This is a genomic window from Brucella sp. NBRC 113783 (assembly GCF_040372265.1).
Classification (GTDB): domain Bacteria; phylum Pseudomonadota; class Alphaproteobacteria; order Rhizobiales; family Rhizobiaceae; genus Brucella; species Brucella teleogrylli.
This window is the reverse complement of record NZ_BAABRX010000001.1, coordinates 361,467-380,938: the sequence shown is the minus strand read 5'-3', so window position 1 is coordinate 380,938 and position 19,472 is coordinate 361,467. Positions and strand designations below refer to the sequence as shown.

Below are 19,472 nucleotides of genomic sequence, written 5' to 3'. Positions count from 1 at the left end.
TTCATAAAACTCTTTTAAAGCGTTCCCATGAGCTTTTTCAAAATATACGCCCAATGGTCCATCAACCGCGTCAGAATTGGCGCTCTTGCTGCTTTGACGGGAGCAAGTATGTTGGGCGGCTATCTCTATACGATCCAGTATAACGGCAATGTCCATGAAATTGTGCCCGGAGAGGCCTATCGTTCGAACCAGCCTGATCCGGCGCGGATCGCAAAACTGCAAAAGGCCTACGGTATCAAGACCATCATCAATCTGCGCGGTCCGGAACCGGGTGCGGATTGGTATGACGACGAAATCAACGCTTCACAAGCGCTTGGCATCCAGCATGTTGATTTTGAAATGTCGTCCAGCAAGCGGCTGTCGCCCCAGCGCGCGCAGGAGCTGATCACGCTGATGCAGAATGCCGAAAAACCGATCCTCATTCATTGCAAGGCTGGTGCGGATCGCACGGGTCTTGCCGCGGCGCTTTATGTGGCGGCTATCTCCAAGGGCGGCGAGCGCAAGGCCGAGGGGCAGATGTCCATTGCCTATGGGCATTTCGGTTTTCCGGGCAGTCCAACTCATGCGATGGATGACACCTTCGAGGAGCTTGAACCGACGTTCAACTTTTCCGGGTCCTGAACTGCCTTCTAATATTTATCTGAACGCAAAAACGCCGGGACAAGCCCGGCGTTTCTGATTGTCTGTCGAGGGCGTCTTATTCGAGGCCGACGATCTTGCCGTCATCCCACTTGAAGATGTCAAAGCTCGGCGAGCTGAGGTCACCATTTTCGCCATAGGTCAGCGTGCCGATTGCGGTTTCGATCGGCTTGCCGTCATGCAGAGCCTTGGCAACGGCAGCCGAATCATCAGCCGAACCTGCGCTTTCAATGCCAGCCTTGATGACTTCAACTGCGGCATAGGCGTTCATGGTGAAGGCTTCAGCCGGGATACCCTTGGCCTTCAGCGCTTCGATGGCGTCCTTGGATGCGGGGTTCTTCGTGGCGTCCTTGGCATTGGTGAACAGCGTGCCCTGTGCGTTGGTGCCGCCGATTGCCCAATATTCGGTGTTGGACAGGCCTTCGCCGCCGAGAACCAGCGCCTGCATGCCAGCGTCATGCAGCTGGCGCGACAGGAGACCGCCTTCGGCATGATAACCGCCGAAATACACGACTTCCGCGCCTGCCGACTTCAGCTTGGTGACCAGTGCGCTGAAATCCTTATCGCCCGGCGTGACGGAATCGTAATGCACTTCCGTAACACCGCCCTTGTTGATCGCAGCCTTGAAAGCGTCGGCCAGACCCTTGCCATAGGCGCCCTTGTCGTGGATCACGGCGACCTTCTTGTCCTTGAAGTTCTTCAGGACATAATCGGCCATGACTTCGGCCTGCTGGTCGTCGCGGCCGCAGGTGCGGAACACGTTTTCCAGCTTGCGTGCGGTCAGATCCGGGCCAGTTGCAGTCGGGGTGACCATCAGCACGCCGTTTTCAGAGAAAACGTCGGATACCGGAATGGCAACGCCGGTCGTGACCGGGCCAACGACGAACTTGATGCCATCGCCGACGATCTGGTTGGCAGCGGAGACGCCCTGCTTCGGTTCACCGGCGTCGTCGGCAAACTTCAGAACGATTTTCTCGCCCTTGATGCCGCCAGCCTTGTTGATGACTTCGGCAGCGGTTTCTGCGCCCTTCTTCACCTGATCGCCGAAAGCGGCAACCGGACCCGTCAGCGGTGCAACCACGCCGATGGTGATGTCGGCATAAGCAGCACTGGCAAAACCGAGAGTAGCAGCGAAAGCTACGCTGGACAGAAGTTTCAGGTTCATTCTTTTTCTCCTTTGGTGGGGCGCCGTCCTGGGACGCGCCCTCATCTAACCCATGATGGCAACCCATCCGGTCAATTGTCAGCGCTTGCGTGCTGGCGAATTGCCGGGCCCTCCCTTTTGTTTCATCTTACGATCTCAAAGGGTCGATCCAAAAGCGCGCCGCACCGCACCCAAAAAGGGACTGGAGCCATAATATTATCCAAAACAGCCTCGGCAGTTTCGGAAAACTGCTCCAAAACGGGAGCCGCTTTCGTGATGTGCTAAGAATGCATTTCCGGCTTTCGATTGCAAGGGGCCAAGTGCCCACAGTGACAGCGAAAATCGGCTTCCTCCCAAAGTCTAACTCCCTCCCTTCCATGATGGTGATTGCTTCGCAAAAAAGGCCGCGATCCCTTCCGCGGCCTCCGGTGTTTCCCATGTGTCGGCAAGACGGATGAGCGTCGTGTCGATGACGGCTTCGTCAATCGGCGCGACCAGCGCATGAACGAGCCGTTTCGACGCCGCAACCGCCGCCGGTGCGGTGGAAAAATACGGTTTGATCTCCGCTTCGACCGTCGCGTCCAGTTGCTCAGCCTCGACCACCTCATGCAGAAGGCCGATACGCATTGCCTCCTGCGCGTCGAACAGTCGGGCAGAGGTGAATGTGCGCAGTGCATGGGCCTGACCAATGCGCGCCACGACATAGGGGCTGATGGTGGCAGGTATCAGACCAAGCTTCGTCTCCGTCAGGCCGAAGCGCGCGCCGGACACGCCGATGGCTGCATCACAGACACTAATGAGGCCGATACCACCGCCATAGGCTTGTCCATTGACGCGCGCGATCAGCGGTTTTGGCAGATCGCGAAGCGCCTTCAGCATCAAGGCGAGCTTGCGCGCTTCCTCGATCCGCTGCGCACGGCTGGCATTCACCTGCGCCTGCATCCAGCCAAGGTCGCCGCCCGCGCAAAAGCTCGTACCCGCACCGGTCAGAACCACAATCCTGACCTTCGGATCATCCGCCAGATGCAGCGCCGCAGTGGTCAGTTCATCGATCATCAGACCGGAAAGCACATTGTGCTGCTCGGGCCGGTTCAGCGTCAACGTTGCGACGCCGCGCGCGTCAATGGCAAGCTGAATGGTCTCGAAAGGGTTCATGCGGCTCTATCCTGACGCAGCGCCTGCGCGAACAATGCCGCCGACCGCAGCTTGTCCAGATCAAGGCCGGTTTCAAAACCCAAACCGTGCAAAAGTTCGGCCACTGCCACCGTATCGACATTGCCCTTGGCACCCGGCGCAAAAGGACAACCGCCCAGACCGCCGACCGATGCATCGAACACCCGCAAGCCCTTTTCCAGACTGACGCGAATATTGTCGAGCGCACGTCCGCCCGTGTCGTGATAATGGCCCGCAAGGCTGTGCGCAGGGGCGATGGCAAGCACCGCATCCAGCATGGCCGCGACCTTGTCGGGCGTGCCGCGCCCAATCGTGTCGCCAAGGCTCACCTCATGGCAACCGAGCGAGAAAAGCTGCTCAGTCACATCGGCAACGGCCTGTGGCGCGGTCGGCCCGTCATAGGGGCATTCGATGGCGCAACTGACATAGCCGCGCACCGCAAGCCCGTCATTGATCGCAGCGCCAATTACCGGCGACAGGCGTTCGATGCTCTCGGCAATCGTGCAGTTGATGTTGGCTTTGGAAAAACCCTCCGAGGCGGAAATGAAAACCGCGACCTCGTCGACATTGGCCGCAGCCGCCGCCTCATAGCCCTTCATGTTCGGCACGAGCACAGAATAGCGCACGCTGTCGGCGCGACGAATGCCCGCCATCACGTCTGCTGCATCGGCCAGTTGCGGCACCCATTTCGGGCTCACGAAACTTGTCGCCTCGATGCGGGCATAACCGCAGCCGGACAGGCGGTCGATCAGGGCGATCTTGTCCGCCGTCGGCACAAAACGTTTCTCGTTTTGCAGGCCGTCACGTGCTGCCATTTCAACGATTTCGACGTGTTCAGCCATGTTCTTCCTCCAATTCGACAAGCAGCGCGCCTTCACTGACCTGATCGCCAGCCACAACAGTAATGGATGTGATCTTGCCGTCGCGTGGCGCGGTCAGCGAAAGCTCCATCTTCATCGCCTCCATCGTCACCAGCGGATCGCCCTTCGCGACGCTGGCGCCTTCCACGGCGGATACGAGCCGTACAAGTCCTGGCATCGGAGCCAGAATGCGGCTTTCCGTGGACGCATCATCTTCCGCTCCGGCAGACAGCACATGATGAAATATGGTGTCGCGCCCGTCGAACTGCACCGTCACATCATGCCCGATGCGGACGACAGACGCTTCCGACACACGGCCATCGACGGAGAACCGAACCAGCCCGTTTGCGTGACTGCGGATTTCGACCGCGCCGAAATCGAAGCCGAAACGCCGTTGATCATTGATCGCGAAGCTGATCGTCCGGCGTTCGCCCTGATGGTCGAGCAGCACCGAGCGCGATGCTTCGTCCCACAGACGAAATCCGCGCAGGCTCGACCATGGATCGTCGCTCAACGGCGCATCCAGCAGATCGAGCGCCGCCAATGCCGCCAGTGCAAAGGCGATTTCCGATGGCGGCTCGTCAGCAAATAATTGGCCCCCCTCGCGGGCAATCAGCCCGGTATCGACATCGCCGGTGCGAAAAGCATTCAGCTTGCAGAGCGCCGACAGGAACTGGCGATTGGTGACGAGTCCGGCAATGCGGGTTTTGCCCAATGCCGTGTCGAGTCGGTTCATCGCCTCGTCGCGATCCCGGCCATGGACGATGATCTTGGCGATCATAGGATCGTAGAACGGCGTGATGGTATCGCCTGTCCGCACACCGGAATCGACACGCGCCTGCTCCGGCGGAGCGAACAGCGCAAGCTTGCCCGTTGCGGGGAGAAAGTCGCGGGCTGGGTCCTCGGCGTAAAGCCGCGCCTCAAAAGCCCAGCCATGGATTGCAATTTCATCCCGCCGCTTCGGCAAGGCTTCGCCGGACGCAACGCGCAACTGCCATTCGACCAGATCGAGACCGGTGATCGCTTCCGTCACCGGATGCTCCACCTGCAAGCGCGTGTTCATTTCCATGAAGAAGAACCGGTCAGGCCGCAGCCCTTCCGACACATCGGCGATGAACTCCACCGTGCCCGCGCCGGAATAGCCGATGGCCAAAGCGGCCTTCACCGCAGCTTCGCCCATCACCGCGCGCATATCCGGCGTCATGCCGGGTGCGGGCGCTTCCTCAATCACCTTCTGGTGGCGGCGTTGCAGCGAGCAATCGCGCTCAAAAAGATGCACCGCATGGCCGTGATTATCGCCGAAGACCTGCACCTCGATATGGCGCGGCTTGGTCATATATTTTTCCACCAGCACGGCGCTGTCGCCGAACGAGGCTTCCGCCTCGCGACGCGCGCTGTCCAGCGCTGCTGCAAAATCCGCCGCCTGATCGACGCGCCGCATACCTTTGCCGCCGCCACCCGCCCGGGCCTTGATCAGCACCGGATAGCCGATGCGATCCGCCTCGCTTTTGAGGAAAGCGCCGTCCTGATTGTCGCCGTGATAGCCCGGCACGACGGGAACACCGGCTTTTTCCATCAGCGCCTTGGCGGCATCCTTTAACCCCATGGCGCGGATGGCTTTTGCCGAGGGACCGATAAAGACCAGCCCTGCTGCCTCGACGGCATCCACAAAACCGGCGTTCTCCGAGAGAAAGCCATAGCCCGGATGGATTGCCTCCGCGCCGGTTTCAAGTGCAGCTTTGATAATCGCCTCGACATTGAGATAGCTCTGCGCCGAAAGCGCTGGACCGACGCGCACCGCCTCATCGGCCATTTCGACATGCAGCGCCCGCGCGTCCGCATCGGAATAGATCGCGACGGTGGCAATACCGAATTGACGCGCCGTGCGGATGACCCGACAGGCAATTTCCCCGCGATTGGCAATCAGTATCTTTTTGAACATCTGATCGCCCCCTTCACATTCTGAACAGGCCAAAACGCGTCGGCTCGACTGGCGCATTCAGCGTTGCGGAAAGCGAAAGGCCCAGCACTTCGCGGCTCTTGCGCGGATCGACGATGCCGTCATCCCAAAGCCGTGCCGAGGCATAAAGCGGATGGCTCTGGCGCTCGAACATTTCAAGCGTCGGACGCTTGAACTCCGCTTCCTCTTCCGCCGACCATGTTCCACCGGTGCGTTCGATCCCGTCGCGCTTGACGGTCGCCAGCACGCCCGCCGCCTGCTCGCCACCCATCACGGCGATGCGGCTGTTCGGCCAGGTCCACAGAAAGCGTGGGGAATAGGCCCGTCCCGCCATACCGTAATTGCCCGCGCCATAGGATGCACCGATCAGCATGGTGATTTTCGGCACATTGGCCGTCGCCACCGCCGTCACCAGCTTGGCGCCGTGCTTGGCGATGCCTTCCGCCTCATATTTGCGCCCGACCATGAAGCCGGTGATGTTCTGCAAAAACACCAGCGGAATATTGCGCTGGCAGCAAAGCTCGATGAAATGCGCGCCCTTGGTGGCCGCTTCGGAAAACAGCACGCCATTATTGGCGATGATGCCCACCGGCATGCCGTAAATGCTGGCAAAGCCGCAAACCAGCGTGGCGCCGTAGCGCGCCTTGAACTCATTGAAATCCGAGCCGTCCACCAGCCGCGCAATCACCTCGCGCACATCATAGGGAATGCGCGTATCGGCGGAAACCACGCCCAGAAGCTCTTCCGGGTCATAGAGCGGGGCCGAACCGTCGCCCTTCGCAATGAAGGAGCGTTTCTCACTGTTGAGATTGGCCGCGATGGCGCGCGCGATCTGGAGAGCATGGGCATCGTCATTGGCCAGATGATCGGCCACGCCTGAAAGCCGCGTGTGCACGTCGCCACCGCCGAGGTCTTCCGCCGTCACCACTTCGCCGGTCGCGGCCTTCACCAGCGGCGGGCCAGCCAGAAAGATCGTACCCTGATTGCGCACGATCACCGTCTCGTCGCTCATGGCAGGCACATAAGCGCCGCCCGCCGTGCACGACCCCATGACCACGGCGACCTGCGGAATGTCCGCTGCCGACATCTGCGCCTGATTGTAAAAGATGCGTCCGAAATGGTCGCGATCCGGGAAAACCTCATCCTGATTGGGCAGGTTGGCCCCGCCTGAATCGACCAGATAGATGCAGGGCAGGCGATTCTCGCCCGCGATCTCCTGCGCGCGCAGATGCTTTTTCACCGTCACCGGATAATAGGTGCCACCCTTCACCGTCGCATCGTTGCAGACGATCATACATTCGCGTCCCGATACGCGCCCGATGCCGGTGATGATACCGCCGGAAGGAGCAGCACCGTCATACATGCCGTGACCCGCCGTCAGACCGACTTCCAGAAAGGGCGAACCCGGATCAAGCAATTGCGCAACGCGGTCACGGGGAAGCAGCTTGCCGCGTGCGACATGACGTTCGCGCGCTTTCTCGCCGCCGCCATCGATGGCAAGGCGGGACGCCTCGGCCACGATATCGATGGCCTCAAGCATGGCCTTGCGGTTAGCCTGATAGGTAGTGCTTCGCGTCGATATCTCGGATTTTAGAACCGGCATCAACGGGTCTCCTGAAACAATTCCCGCCCGATCAGCATACGCCGGATTTCCGACGTACCCGCACCGATTTCGTAAAGCTTGGCATCGCGCAGCAGACGCCCGGTCGGATAGTCGTTGATATAGCCATTGCCGCCCAGCGACTGGATTGCCTGCAAGGCCATCTGGGTCGCATTTTCTGCCGTGTAGAGAATGCAGCCCGCCGCATCCTTGCGCGTCGTCTCGCCCCGGTCGCAGGCTGCCGCCACAGCATAGGTATAGGCACGCGAGGCGTTGAAGGTCACATACATGTCGGCGAGCTTGCCCTGCATGAGCTGGAATTCGCCGATCGGCTGGTCGAACTGCTTGCGCTCGTGCACATAGGGCACCACGACATCAAGGCAGGCCGCCATGATGCCAAGCGGGCCGCCCGCCAGCACCACACGCTCATAGTCGAGGCCGGACATCAGCACGTTGACGCCCTTGCCGACCTCGCCCAGCACATTCTCGGCAGGCACTTCGCAATTTTCGAACACCAGCTCGCAGGTGTTGGAGCCGCGCATGCCAAGCTTGTCGAGCTTTTGCGCGGTCGAGAAACCCTTGAAACTTTTCTCGACGATAAAGGCGCTCATCCCGCGCGAGCCAGCCGACGGATCGGTCTTGGCGTAGACCACCAGCACATCGGCATCCGGGCCGTTGGTGATCCACATCTTGTTGCCGTTCAGCACATAGGCGTCGCCGCGCTTTTCGGCGCGAAGCTTCATCGAAACCACGTCCGATCCGGCTCCCGGCTCGGACATGGCGAGCGCGCCGACATGTTCACCGGAAATGAGCTTTGGCAGATATTTGGCGCGCTGCTCGCTTGAGCCGTTGCGCTTGATCTGGTTGACGCAGAGATTGGAATGCGCGCCATAGCTGAGGCCAATCGAGGCCGAGGCGCGGCTGATCTCTTCCATGGCCACGCAATGGGCGAGATAGCCGAGACCCGCGCCGCCATACTCTTCCGGCGCCGTGATGCCCAGCACACCCAGCTCACCCAGTTCACGCCACAGATGCATGGGAAATGCGTTATTGCGGTCGGTTTCGGCGGCAAGCGGCGCAATGCGGCTTTCCGCGAAACGGCGCACGGTCTCACGAAGGGCTTCGATCTCCTCGCCAAGACCGAAATTCATGCCCGAAGCAAACATACTCGTCCTCCACAAGTTCTGCCCGGTATCCATCTTTTTCAAGACGGCTATGTCTGGTCAGAGTGTCCCGTGGCGGTCAAATAGGCAATGGCTTTGCGCGGCGTTCTGTGGCTATTTATTACCGGATAAAGAAATTTTGTTGCGCGAAAACCGGCGACCTTCGTCGCCGGTTCAGCTTTTGTTTGCGCATCATCCCGCGCATCGGAGCAGGAATAGAAATCAGTCTTCCTGCAGGGAAGGAACGTCCCGATAAAGCTCAAGCGCTTCCGGATTGGCCAGCGCCTCGCGGTTCTTCACCTCGCGCCCATGCACGATGTCGCGCACGGCCAGTTCGACGATCTTGCCGGACTTGGTGCGCGGAATATCGCTGACGGCGACGATCTTCGCCGGAACATGGCGCGGCGTAGCGCCGGTACGGATCTTGGTCTTGATGCGCGCCTTCAGATCGTCATCCAGCGTCACGCCTTCAGCAAGCCGCACGAACAGCACTACCCGCACATCCTTATCCCAATCCTGACCGATGCAGAGCGCCTCGGCGATCTCCGGCATCTGCTCGACCTGATTGTAGATTTCCGCCGTACCGATACGCACGCCGCCGGGGTTCAACGTCGCGTCCGAACGTCCATGAATGACGATGCCGTCATGTGCGGTCCATTCGGCAAAATCACCATGGCACCAGATATTGTCGAAGCGCTCGAAATAGGCGGCCTGATATTTCGCCCCATCCGGGTCGTTCCAGAACTGCAGCGGCATGCATGGAAACGCCTTCGTGCAGACCAGTTCGCCTTTCTGCATGCGCACCGGCTGGCCGTCATCGTTCCAGACATCGACAGCCATGCCGAGGCCAGCGCCCTGAATTTCGCCCAGCCAGACGGGTTCCGTCGGCACGCCCAGCACAAAGCAGGACACGATATCCGTTCCGCCGGAAATGGACGCAAGATGCACATCCGGCTTGATGGCGTCATAGACGAAGGCAAAGCCTTCCGGCGACAACGGCGAGCCGGTGGACGAAACAGTGCGCAGCGCCGAGAGGTCGTGCGTTTCGCCCGGCTTCAGCCCGGCTTTCAGCACGGCGTCGATAAACTTTGCCGATGTGCCGAAATAGGTCATGCCTTCGGCGGCGGCATAATCGAACAGCACATTGCCATCGGGATAGAATGGTGAGCCGTCATAGAGCAGCAAGGTGGCCCCGGAACCGATGCCCGACGCCAGCCAGTTCCACATCATCCAGCCGCAAGTGGTGAAATAGAAGAACTTGTCGCCTTCGCGGATATCTGCATGGAGACGCTGCTCTTTCAGATGCTGCAACAGCACCCCACCCGCGCGATGGACGATACATTTTGGAATGCCGGTCGTGCCGGAGGAAAACAGAATATAGACCGGATGATCGAAAGGTAGGCGTGTGAATTCGACAGGCTTTGCGGCAAAGGCGCTCAGCGCTTCATCAAGCGCCACGCCCTTCGCAGCCTTCTGCGCGACAGCTTCCGCTTCGCCCAGATAGGACACGATCACCGACCGACGCAATCCCGGCAGCTGTGCCGTGACCTGCGCCACCTTGTCGGCCACCTCAATGCGCTTGCCATTGTACCAATAGCCATCGCAGGCAAAGAACAGCTTCGGTTCGATCTGGCCGAAGCGGTCGAGCACGCCCTGCATCCCGAAATCCGGCGAGCACGACGACCAGACGGCGCCGATGGAGCTGGCGGCCAGCATCAGCGCAACGGCCTCCGGCATATTGGGCATCATGCCCGCGATGCGGTCGCCCGGCTCTACGCCTTCGGCCAGCATGAATTGCTGGAGTTTCGAGACAAGCGCGTGGAGATCGTTCCAGCTCAGGCGACGCTCCACCTTGTCCTCGCCACGGAAGACGATGGCGTCGTCATGGCCCTGCTGGCGCAGGAGATTTTCCGCGAAATTAAGCCGCGCTTCGGGAAAGAATTTCGCCTCGCGCATATGGCCCTTGTCGACAAGGGCCGTTGCACCGCGCTCGCCAATGACCTCGCAGAAATCCCAGATGAGCGTCCAGAAGCCCGCGCGATCTTCCACCGACCAGCGATGCAGCGCCGCATAATCCGACAGGCTGAGGCCGGTGCGCTGCTCGGCGCGAATGCGGAATTGTTCCAGCGTGCTGGCTGCGATGCGTTGCGCATCGGGCTGCCACAGCGGATGGTCGTGCGAAAACTGCGTGGAAACGGGCTCGGTGCTCATTATTCCTCCATGACACGGGCGCAGCAGACACCAGTTACGGGCTGCGCCGCCAGAGGTTTCTAAAAGAGACTTTCCGGTACGTCCATGCTTTTCCGGGTCATGCGTCGCGTCGGCGCATCATCGGTGCGCTTTCACCCAGTCTGTCCATCCACAAGTCGATGCGGCGCACCGCCCAGCGGTGGATCGGATTTTCAAACAGATGCCACGCAGCAATGGCGACAAGCACACTGATCAACGTGCAGCCGGAAATCAGCAGAAGCGCGCTGAAGCCACTCTGCGCGGCTTCTGCCGGAAGTATCGCGAAGGCGATCTTGAAGAAAAACTGGCCGACCAGAGGGTGAAGAATGAAAATTCCGAAACTGTAACGCGACAATTTCACGAAGCCGTTCCATCGCAACGGCGTGTAGATGTTCTGCATGCTCGCGGCATAGAGAATATAGGTGCAAAAATAGAGGAAGACGAGCCGCCAGGGTCCTTCCAATGTTTGAACGCCATCCATCGCGCTTTGTGGATGATAAAACAGAAACACCACCAAACAGCCGGCGAGAGCGAGCATAATCAGCGGTTTCGGCAGATCGGTATGCTTTCGCCGCGCCAGCCACATGCCGAACAGAAACGACGGCAGCGCGCGAAACACGCCGATATCGGCAAATTGTATCCGCGTCAGCGATGGTGTGCCGACCGAGCGCGCCAGATATTCGCCGCCCAGCAAGGCAATGGCGACCACAACCAGCACACCGCTGCCCAGCCGTTTGCACAGCATATCGAAGAGCGGGAAACACAGATACATCAGGAACAGCGCGCTGAGCGACCAGCTGACGTAATTATAGGACAGGCTTTCGCCGAATCCCCAGCTTTGCACGAGGAACAATTGGGCCACACCGTCCCACACATTCATGTTCGGCAGCACAGCGGGGTGTAAAAACCCCTTGGCCGTCAGCACCGATATGAGCGCGAAACACAAAAAGGTCACCAGATGCAGCGGATAGATTCGCGCAAGGCGCTTGCCCATGAAAGCAGCGTAGTGGCGCGGGTCCCAGATATAGTTTGCGCGCCGCGCCAGAAAGAGACCGGAGACTATAAAAAAGACATCGGTAAAATAAGCAAATGTTGATATAAGATCAGACAGTGCATCGTTCTTCACGGAAACCCGAAAAGAATAATGGAAGAATGCGATCCCGAGACACAATACAAACCGGAGACCGTCGAAGTCAGGAAGCCGTTTCATTACAAGACATCTTAAACAATATGCACAGGGATGTCAGTATATGCTTCCGCGATAAAGTCGAGTGTGAAATGATCTTGCGGACAAGAAATTCGACAAAAATCGAACGTCGGGCTCTCAGAGCCTGAATCAAAAAGCGGCATGTGTGCGAAAATGGTGATTCTCGAATACCAGAGCGAAGCGTATTCATGGCACGTGAGCACCGGAAGCCTCGCATAATCCCAAAAAGCTGCAGACTTTTCGGTTCAGATTATGCGAAAGCAAATCTCAAATTGCCATTTTCGCATATATAGGACGTTTTTTGGAACAGGCTCTCAGCAATCACCGTCTTCTGGCTTCCGCGATGAGCCTTGAAATTAAACAGGATGAATCATCCGAGCAGTTAACGATTATTCGAGAAGAAGCATCGATAGCACAGAAGTTGAGATGTCATGTGGCACAATACGGGATAAACACTTAGTTGAACTATCCGTGACAATCGGATTCTGTATCTGGTCTTCCACTAAAGAAGCACTCCTCTTCTGTCGTGTGTGTCTCCTGATCCGATAAAGTCTCCCTCCTAAAACGCCAACTCTCTCCCACTGATCAGGATCTAAAGGTGTTATGCGATAATTTGTACTGCTTTCTCTGTAAAGATGCGTAAGATCAGCAGATATTTGTCGAAGCAGACCTTCATTTCCTGATGGATCTTGAATATAATTATACATATTGCGATTAAGTCGACTGAGATACTGAAATCTATCACGTCCTACAATGTATTCTGCATAAATTTCAAAACCTTCATTCTCGTTTTGATATCGAGGATCATTTCGCGGCGCGTGCGCGGGATCATCCACTCTATTCATGCCTGATGGCCCCTCAAACAAGTTTCCCGGAGCCCACAAAAAATAGTCACTGAACGCATCTAAGCCCTCTGGCTCAATCGTTCCTCCAGGCACCACTCGACCACTCGCAAAACCATCCGCAAGATCCATAGCCTGTGCAACTTCAGCATACGTTATTGCAGGACAAGTAGCCGTTCGCCTGCGATCAAGAGAATCCGCAGCCATCTGACCAAACGTACTCCGCGCCATGATCCTGAAATTAATCCAGGCTGTATGCAACCTCCGTAAATGGCCTGGGTGTGCCACTACGGTTGCAAAAAAAGCTCGAAGACGTTCTTGAGGAATAATATGGTGGCGACTTGCCTCTATGGGAAACTCTTGCGGAGAGCCTTGGCGAGTCGCTGTATTCCTCGTCAGATCAAGCGTGTATCGGGACAACGAAAGAAAGGGGGCGACCGCCCTTAATTGACGCGCTAATGAAAATGCACCTTTGAGAGGAGGATCAACTGCATTGGCCCTCATCGGAAAAGTAACGAGAACGACTATAAGAGAACCAAGGATAGCCTTCTTTTTATACATATGTTTACCCAATAAATTATATAAATATAAAATAATATGAGAAATATATTCAATTATATTTAACAAATAATAAAAATATATTACTTTGGATCCATATCGATTTTCTTTACATCGCCGTTGCTATTATCGCAGAATAAAGTTACAGGATAATAACCAGATTTAGCTGCAAGCAAAAGAGCATACATAGCGCGGCCATATTCTGTGTTCAATCCAGATTTTTTCGACAAAGTTAGCCACGTATTTCTATTATCCTCTTCTATCGAAAATGTTGGGTAATAATTAGATCCTTCATAGGAAATCGCCTTAATATGCACCTTGGTTGTATTGTCCGGACATTTTTTGTAATCATTAGCGTAAGCATTCTCATGCATAGCGATAAATGAAAATACGATCGAAGCGGCAGTAAATAATTTAGCAGGAATTTTCATAAACTATCCTTTTTAAGTATAAAAATATATTCTGTTGCAAAATTACTAATATGAAGATACTTTCAGCGATTATAGGCGGGATTTTTTGAATTATATTCGAGATATTTTAATAAAAACAATTCTTATTCGGAACGGACTCCAACAAAATATTCTTTGCATTTTCTAGAGCAGTTGCGGTTGAAACGGAATCGTGGGACCGCTCTATCCATTTGTTTATAGGCATCGAAGCGGGATCAGAAATCAGTCCAGTCGACTGATTTCCTCGCGTAGACGCTACGCACTTTTGCTGGAAATGCTCTAATTGCAATAATTAGCAGAAGCTTAAGCAACAATATACAGCAGTATATTGCTACATATTCGTCTTTCGCAGATTTTGCGCTTAGAGCCTGAATCGTAATGAATGGAGCGAATCAGACAGATGCAAGGATGAACTTGGTCAGTACCGTGGTACGCATTTGTGGCACGCGAGCGCATGTGGCATGCACGCCAAGACATCGAAAACAAGGGGAAGTTCAATTCACAAAGTGAATGGTGGAGCCAAGCGGGATCGAACCGCTGACCTCCTGCATGCCATGCAGGCGCTCTCCCAGCTGAGCTATGGCCCCATCAGACCTCTTTCGAGGCGGGCCAGACAGAACTTGCTGTCCGGTGTGGCGGCTTATTAAATGGCGTTTGCCAGAAGATCAAGAGCTAAATCGCAACTCTTTTCACATCTGCGAAAATAATTTGCCGATTGTCCGCTTCTGCCGCCGGAGGCTGTGGAAAGCGGCCTCTGCGCAGGCCGAAAAAGAAAGGGCAGCCCGTGGGCTGCCCTGTCGTAAACACTGGGAAATCAAGCTGATTCTGCGGGATCAGCCTTCTTCGTCGTCGCCACCGACGCCACCACCGAGGATGCCCGACATATCGTCGTCCTCGTCTTCTTCCTCTTCGAGGAAGGTGTCGTCATCGTCGTCGCCCAGATCGACATCGTCGTCGTCCAGATCCGGCAGATCGTCGCCGCCACCCTTCGCTTCATCGTCGGCATCTTCAAGAGAAACGAAATCCGGCTTTTCCAGTGCCGTATCCAGTTCTTCCTCTTCGGCTTCTTCTTCAACGACGCGGGCTTCTGCATTCGCGTCGAAATAAGAACGCGGATAGGAGATGCCGGTGTAAGGCGAAACGATCGGATCGCGATTCAGATCGTAAAACTTCTTGCCCGTTTCCGGGTCGATGCGCTTGGTACCAAGTTCAGCTTTTGCCACGTTGAGCCTCGTGAGTTTTATTCCCGTTACGCCTGTGGCGGGGGCCACTTTTCATCCGGGGGCATAAATTCATTTCAAAAACGCGCCGGCTGATCCTGTCAGACCACCCATATGCCCGCAATATACCGAAAGACCGGTCCACAGCAGGAACAGCGGACGGTGCCGCGTCTTTGCCTTTGTTGTTCGGTGCATAAACGCAATTTAGCGGGTTTGTCAAAGCGAAAGACGCCGAATAGCCAAGACTCTTTATTATAGGCGCGTCCGGCAGACCATCGATGGCGTATTCGCGGATGACCGCATGGTATTACTATGCTAGTGAAGCCCCGCTTATCTCTCAATCCCGGCGCGCGATCGCGCCAAAAATGCGACAGTGAAAAATCCATGTCCCATTCCGCTTCCCCGAAACCTGCAGTCGCCCGCCGCTCGGAGGCACTGGCCGGCGAAATTCGCATTCCGGGCGACAAGTCCATTTCTCACCGTTCCTTCATGTTCGGCGGCCTGGCATCGGGCGAGACCCGTATTACCGGCCTGCTTGAAGGTGAAGACGTCATCAATACCGGTCGCGCCATGCAGGCCATGGGCGCCAAGATCGAAAAGGATGGCGATACCTGGATCATCCATGGCGTCGGCAATGGCTGCCTTCTTGAACCGGAAGCACCGCTCGATTTCGGCAATGCCGGAACGGGTGCGCGCCTGACAATGGGCCTCGTCGGCACCTATGACATGACCACCGCCTTTATCGGTGATGCGTCCCTTTCGCGCCGGCCGATGGGCCGCGTGCTTGACCCGCTGCGCCAGATGGGCGTGCAGGTGAAGTCGACCGATGGCGACCGCATGCCGCTGACCCTCGTGGGACCGAGCGTCGCCAATCCGATCACCTATCGCGTGCCGATGGCTTCCGCGCAGGTAAAGTCGGCAGTGCTGCTGGCCGGTCTCAACACGCCGGGCGTCACGACCGTCATCGAGCCGGTCATGACACGCGACCATACCGAAAAGATGCTGCAGGGCTTTGGCGCTGATCTCACCGTCGAGACCGACAAGGATGGCGTGCGCCATATCCGCATCACCGGACAGGGTAAGCTGATCGGCCAGACCATCGATGTTCCGGGCGATCCATCCTCAACGGCGTTCCCGCTGGTTGCAGCGTTGCTGGTCGAAGGTTCGGATATCACCATCCGCAATGTTTTGATGAATCCGACCCGCACGGGCCTGATCCTCACCTTGCAGGAAATGGGCGCTGATATTGAAGTCTTTAATGAACGTCTCGCTGGCGGTGAAGATGTTGCCGATCTGCGCGTGAAATCGTCGAAGCTCAAGGGCGTCACCGTTCCGCCGGAGCGTGCGCCTTCGATGATCGACGAATATCCGGTGCTGGCCATCGCTGCGACTTTCGCGGAAGGCGAAACGATCATGGACGGGCTTGATGAGCTGCGCGTCAAGGAATCGGATCGTCTGGCAGCGGTTGCCCGCGGCCTCGAAGTCAACGGCGTCGATTGCACGGAAGGCGAGATGTCGCTCACCGTTCGCGGTCGTCCCGACGGCAAGGGCATCGGCGGCGGTGTCGTCGCCACCCATCTCGATCACCGTATCGCGATGAGCTTCCTTGTCATGGGCCTTGCCTCTGAAAAGCCTGTGACCGTTGACGACAGCACGATGATCGCAACCTCCTTCCCGGAATTCATGGACCTCATGACCGGAATGGGCGCGAAGATCGAGCCGAGCGAAGCCGAATGAAGCCATTCATCGTCGCCATCGATGGACCGGCAGCCTCGGGCAAGGGAACCCTTGCCCGGCGCATCGCCACGCATTACGGCATACCGCATCTCGACACCGGACTGACCTATCGCGCAGTCGCCAAGGCGCTTCTCGACAAGAACCTGCCGCTTGATGATGAGCTGCTGGCAGCCGATGCGGCCCGCCATCTCGACTTACGCGAAATGGACAAGACCGTGCTCTCCGCCCATGATATCGGCGAGGCCGCATCCAAGGTTGCGGTCATGCCAGCCGTGCGGCGTGCGCTTGTCGAAGCCCAGCGCCATTTTGCGGCGGCCCTTCCGGCCAGCGTCCTCGATGGTCGCGATATCGGCACGGTGGTCTGCCCCAAGGCGGAGATAAAGCTGTTCGTCACCGCTTCGCCGGAAGTACGCGCCGAGCGGCGTTACGACGAGATTGTTTCAAAGGGCGGCGCTGCCGACCTTGGCGAAATTCTCGCCGATCTGAAGAAGCGCGACGAGCGCGACACCAACCGCACTGATTCTCCTTTGCGCCCTGCCGAAGACGCGCACTTGCTTGATACGAGCGAAATGAGTATAGAAGCGGCATTTCTGGCGGCGAAAAACCTCATCGATGAGGCTCTCGCGCGTCATAAGGCATAACGGACCAGCATTTTAAGGCTCTTTGGCCTGAATTTGCCCCGGAAATGCTGGAAAAATGCCCGGTCGGCCCTATATAGGCTGCTCGAATAACAAATAGTCTGACTTCGCGTTCCACGCGCCGGTTGTCTGCAAAGACGGAGCCGAGGTCGGACAGTGTACAACACGAACCCCCGGCGCCGCATCCGATGAATTTTCCGGATGCATCAGGAGTATATATGTCTCAATCCAACCCCTCCCGCGCAGATTTCGAGTCCCTGCTGGCAGAATCCTTCGCGCAAAACGATCTTGCTGAAGGCTATGTCGTCAAGGGCCGCATCGTCGCCATCGAAAAGGACATGGCGATCATCGACGCCGGTCTGAAGGTCGAAGGCCGCGTACCGCTGAAGGAATTCGGCGCAAAGGGCAAAGACGGCACGCTGAAGCCGGGCGATGAAGTTGAAGTTTACGTCGAGCGTATCGAAAACGCTCTCGGCGAAGCTGTTCTCTCGCGCGAAAAAGCACGTCGTGAAGAAAGCTGGGTCAAGCTCGAGCAGAAGTTCGCCAATGGCGAGCGCGTCGACGGTGTGATCTTCAATCAGGTCAAGGGTGGTTTCACCGTCGACCTCGACGGCGCTGTTGCCTTCCTGCCGCGTTCGCAGGTCGACATCCGTCCGATCCGCGACGTCACCCCGCTCATGCACGTCCCGCAGCCGTTCGAAATCCTCAAGATGGACAAGCGTCGCGGCAACATCGTTGTCTCGCGTCGTACCGTTCTTGAAGAGAGCCGTGCGGAACAGCGTTCGGAAATCGTCCAGAACCTTGAAGAAGGTCAGGTCGTTGAAGGCGTCGTCAAGAACATCACCGATTACGGTGCGTTCGTTGACCTCGGCGGCATCGACGGTCTCCTGCACGTCACCGACATGGCATGGCGCCGCGTCAACCATCCGTCGGAAATCCTCACCATCGGCCAGACGGTCAAGGTGCAGATCATCCGCATCAACCAGGAAACCCATCGTATCTCGCTCGGCATGAAGCAGCTCGAGAGCGATCCTTGGGATGGTATCGGCGCGAAGTACCCGATCGGCAAAAAGATCACCGGCACCGTCACGAACATCACTGACTACGGTGCATTCGTGGAAATCGAGCCGGGCATCGAAGGCCTGATCCACGTTTCCGAAATGTCGTGGACCAAGAAGAATGTCCATCCGGGCAAGATTCTCTCCACCACCCAGGAAGTCGAAGTCGTTGTGCTCGAAGTTGATCCGGTCAAGCGCCGCATCTCTCTCGGCCTCAAGCAGACCCTCGACAATCCGTGGACGACGTTCGCTCAGAAGTACCCGACCGGCACCGTTGTTGAAGGCGAAGTCAAGAACAAGACCGAATTCGGCCTGTTCATTGGTCTCGACGGCGACGTTGACGGCATGGTTCACCTCTCCGATCTCGACTGGAACCGTCCAGGCGAACAGGTTATCGAAGAGTACAACAAGGGCGAAGTGGTCAAGGCTGTCGTTCTCGACGTCGATATCGACAAGGAACGCATCTCGCTTGGCATCAAGCAGCTTTCCGGCGACAAGGTCGGTGAAGCAGCAGCTTCGGGCGAACTGCGCAAGAACGCCGTTGTAACCTGCGAAGTGACCGCTGTTACCGATGGTGGCCTCGAAGTTCGTCTGGTCGATCACGACCTCGACAGCTTCATCCGCCGTTCGGATCTTTCGCGTGATCGCGAAGAACAGCGTCCGGAACGCTTCACGGTCGGTCAGAAGGTTGACGCGCGCGTCATCGCTTTCGACAAGAAGACCCGCAAGCTGCAGGTCTCGATCAAGGCGCTCGAAATCGCCGAAGAAAAGGAAGCTGTCGCTCAGTACGGTTCGACCGACTCCGGCGCTTCGCTCGGCGACATCCTCGGTGCCGCTCTGAAGAAGCAGGAAAAGAACTAATCTTTTCCCTCTTCTTGCAAACACGGAAAAGCCCGCTTTATAGCGGGCTTTTTCTTTTGGTTTTTCATAATAATACGCAATTGTTGTATTTTAATTAGTTCTAAAATTAATTTGACTCCTCTATATATTCGTTT

Annotated in this window: 15 protein-coding genes and 1 tRNA gene; 4 read left to right on the top strand and 12 right to left on the bottom strand. The window is 57.0% G+C overall.

Annotated elements, in window-relative coordinates; translation table 11 throughout:
* The first annotated feature begins 27 nt into the window (after window positions 1–27).
* Entirely contained in the window at window positions 28–621 is a 594-nt protein-coding gene (locus tag ABWW11_RS01795; RefSeq protein ID WP_109368089.1) for a dual specificity protein phosphatase family protein, read from the top strand.
* 76 nt (window positions 622–697) lie between these two features.
* On the opposite strand, the gene ABWW11_RS01790 is transcribed toward ABWW11_RS01795, so the two are convergent.
* From ABWW11_RS01790 to ABWW11_RS01735, 12 genes are all read right to left on the bottom strand, one after another.
* Window positions 698–1,804 (bottom strand): branched-chain amino acid ABC transporter substrate-binding protein, encoded by a 1,107-nt coding sequence (locus ABWW11_RS01790; RefSeq protein WP_109368088.1) that lies wholly within the window; start codon window positions 1,802–1,804, stop codon window positions 698–700.
* A 339-nt stretch (window positions 1,805–2,143) separates the two neighbouring features.
* The gene (locus ABWW11_RS01785) at window positions 2,144–2,938 is read right to left on the bottom strand and encodes a crotonase/enoyl-CoA hydratase family protein (protein WP_109368087.1); all 795 of its coding nucleotides are present in this window, start codon (window positions 2,936–2,938) and stop codon (window positions 2,144–2,146) included.
* A complete protein-coding gene (locus ABWW11_RS01780; protein ID WP_109368086.1) occupies window positions 2,935–3,798 on the bottom strand; it encodes a hydroxymethylglutaryl-CoA lyase in 864 nt (287 codons plus the stop codon). Before ABWW11_RS01780 ends, ABWW11_RS01785 begins: the two co-directional genes overlap by 4 nt.
* Window positions 3,791–5,758: an acetyl/propionyl/methylcrotonyl-CoA carboxylase subunit alpha gene (locus tag ABWW11_RS01775; protein ID WP_109368085.1), complete on the bottom strand. Its 1,968-nt coding sequence runs from the start codon at window positions 5,756–5,758 to the stop codon at window positions 3,791–3,793. The genes ABWW11_RS01780 and ABWW11_RS01775 overlap by 8 nt, the downstream gene beginning before the upstream one ends.
* A gap of 13 nt (window positions 5,759–5,771) precedes the next feature.
* Entirely contained in the window at window positions 5,772–7,379 is a 1,608-nt protein-coding gene (locus ABWW11_RS01770) for a carboxyl transferase domain-containing protein (protein WP_109368084.1), read from the bottom strand.
* Entirely contained in the window at window positions 7,379–8,527 is a 1,149-nt protein-coding gene (locus tag ABWW11_RS01765) for an isovaleryl-CoA dehydrogenase (protein WP_171317214.1), read from the bottom strand. Before ABWW11_RS01765 ends, ABWW11_RS01770 begins: the two co-directional genes overlap by 1 nt.
* Window positions 8,528–8,761: 234 nt before the next feature.
* The gene (locus ABWW11_RS01760) at window positions 8,762–10,750 is read right to left on the bottom strand and encodes an acetoacetate--CoA ligase (protein WP_319080579.1); all 1,989 of its coding nucleotides are present in this window, start codon (window positions 10,748–10,750) and stop codon (window positions 8,762–8,764) included.
* Between the two features lie 97 nt (window positions 10,751–10,847).
* Window positions 10,848–11,978: an acyltransferase family protein gene (locus ABWW11_RS01755; protein ID WP_109368081.1), complete on the bottom strand. Its 1,131-nt coding sequence runs from the start codon at window positions 11,976–11,978 to the stop codon at window positions 10,848–10,850.
* Window positions 11,979–12,364: 386 nt separating this feature from the next.
* Window positions 12,365–13,378, bottom strand: a complete 1,014-nt coding sequence (locus ABWW11_RS01750; protein WP_124915155.1) for a hypothetical protein — start codon at window positions 13,376–13,378, stop codon at window positions 12,365–12,367.
* Window positions 13,379–13,458: 80 nt separating this feature from the next.
* Entirely contained in the window at window positions 13,459–13,806 is a 348-nt protein-coding gene (locus tag ABWW11_RS01745; RefSeq protein WP_109368080.1) for a hypothetical protein, read from the bottom strand.
* A 529-nt stretch (window positions 13,807–14,335) separates the two neighbouring features.
* Window positions 14,336–14,411, bottom strand: a tRNA-Ala gene (locus tag ABWW11_RS01740).
* A gap of 246 nt (window positions 14,412–14,657) precedes the next feature.
* A complete protein-coding gene (locus tag ABWW11_RS01735; RefSeq protein ID WP_109368079.1) occupies window positions 14,658–15,047 on the bottom strand; it encodes a TIGR02300 family protein in 390 nt (129 codons plus the stop codon).
* Between the two features lie 381 nt (window positions 15,048–15,428).
* Here ABWW11_RS01735 and aroA point away from each other — a divergent pair, with 381 nt between their 5' ends.
* From aroA to rpsA, 3 genes are all read left to right on the top strand, one after another.
* Window positions 15,429–16,781, top strand: coding sequence for a 3-phosphoshikimate 1-carboxyvinyltransferase (gene aroA / locus ABWW11_RS01730; RefSeq protein WP_109368078.1), 1,353 nt, complete (start codon window positions 15,429–15,431; stop codon window positions 16,779–16,781).
* Window positions 16,778–17,422, top strand: coding sequence for a (d)CMP kinase (cmk, locus tag ABWW11_RS01725; protein WP_109368077.1), 645 nt, complete (start codon window positions 16,778–16,780; stop codon window positions 17,420–17,422). Before aroA ends, cmk begins: the two co-directional genes overlap by 4 nt.
* A 215-nt stretch (window positions 17,423–17,637) precedes the next feature.
* Window positions 17,638–19,338, top strand: a complete 1,701-nt coding sequence (rpsA, locus tag ABWW11_RS01720; protein WP_109368076.1) for a 30S ribosomal protein S1 — start codon at window positions 17,638–17,640, stop codon at window positions 19,336–19,338.
* The last annotated feature ends 134 nt before the right edge of the window (window positions 19,339–19,472 follow it).

Excerpts from the sequence above, each read along its gene's own strand:
- ABWW11_RS01745 (WP_109368080.1), bottom strand. The coding sequence starts at position 13,806 with ATGAAAATTCCTGCTAAATTATTTACTGCCGCTTCGATCGTATTTTCA.
- ABWW11_RS01785 (WP_109368087.1), bottom strand. The coding sequence starts at position 2,938 with ATGAACCCTTTCGAGACCATTCAGCTTGCCATTGACGCGCGCGGCGTC.
- ABWW11_RS01765 (WP_171317214.1), bottom strand. The coding sequence starts at position 8,527 with ATGAATTTCGGTCTTGGCGAGGAGATCGAAGCCCTTCGTGAGACCGTG.
- ABWW11_RS01755 (WP_109368081.1), bottom strand. The coding sequence starts at position 11,978 with ATGAAACGGCTTCCTGACTTCGACGGTCTCCGGTTTGTATTGTGTCTC.
- ABWW11_RS01760 (WP_319080579.1), bottom strand. The coding sequence starts at position 10,750 with ATGAGCACCGAGCCCGTTTCCACGCAGTTTTCGCACGACCATCCGCTG.
- rpsA (WP_109368076.1), top strand. The coding sequence starts at position 17,638 with ATGTCTCAATCCAACCCCTCCCGCGCAGATTTCGAGTCCCTGCTGGCA.
- ABWW11_RS01750 (WP_124915155.1), bottom strand. The coding sequence starts at position 13,378 with ATGTATAAAAAGAAGGCTATCCTTGGTTCTCTTATAGTCGTTCTCGTT.
- aroA (WP_109368078.1), top strand. The coding sequence starts at position 15,429 with ATGTCCCATTCCGCTTCCCCGAAACCTGCAGTCGCCCGCCGCTCGGAG.
- ABWW11_RS01795 (WP_109368089.1), top strand. The coding sequence starts at position 28 with ATGAGCTTTTTCAAAATATACGCCCAATGGTCCATCAACCGCGTCAGA.
- ABWW11_RS01780 (WP_109368086.1), bottom strand. The coding sequence starts at position 3,798 with ATGGCTGAACACGTCGAAATCGTTGAAATGGCAGCACGTGACGGCCTG.
- ABWW11_RS01770 (WP_109368084.1), bottom strand. The coding sequence starts at position 7,379 with ATGCCGGTTCTAAAATCCGAGATATCGACGCGAAGCACTACCTATCAG.
- ABWW11_RS01775 (WP_109368085.1), bottom strand. The coding sequence starts at position 5,758 with ATGTTCAAAAAGATACTGATTGCCAATCGCGGGGAAATTGCCTGTCGG.
- cmk (WP_109368077.1), top strand. The coding sequence starts at position 16,778 with ATGAAGCCATTCATCGTCGCCATCGATGGACCGGCAGCCTCGGGCAAG.
- ABWW11_RS01790 (WP_109368088.1), bottom strand. The coding sequence starts at position 1,804 with ATGAACCTGAAACTTCTGTCCAGCGTAGCTTTCGCTGCTACTCTCGGT.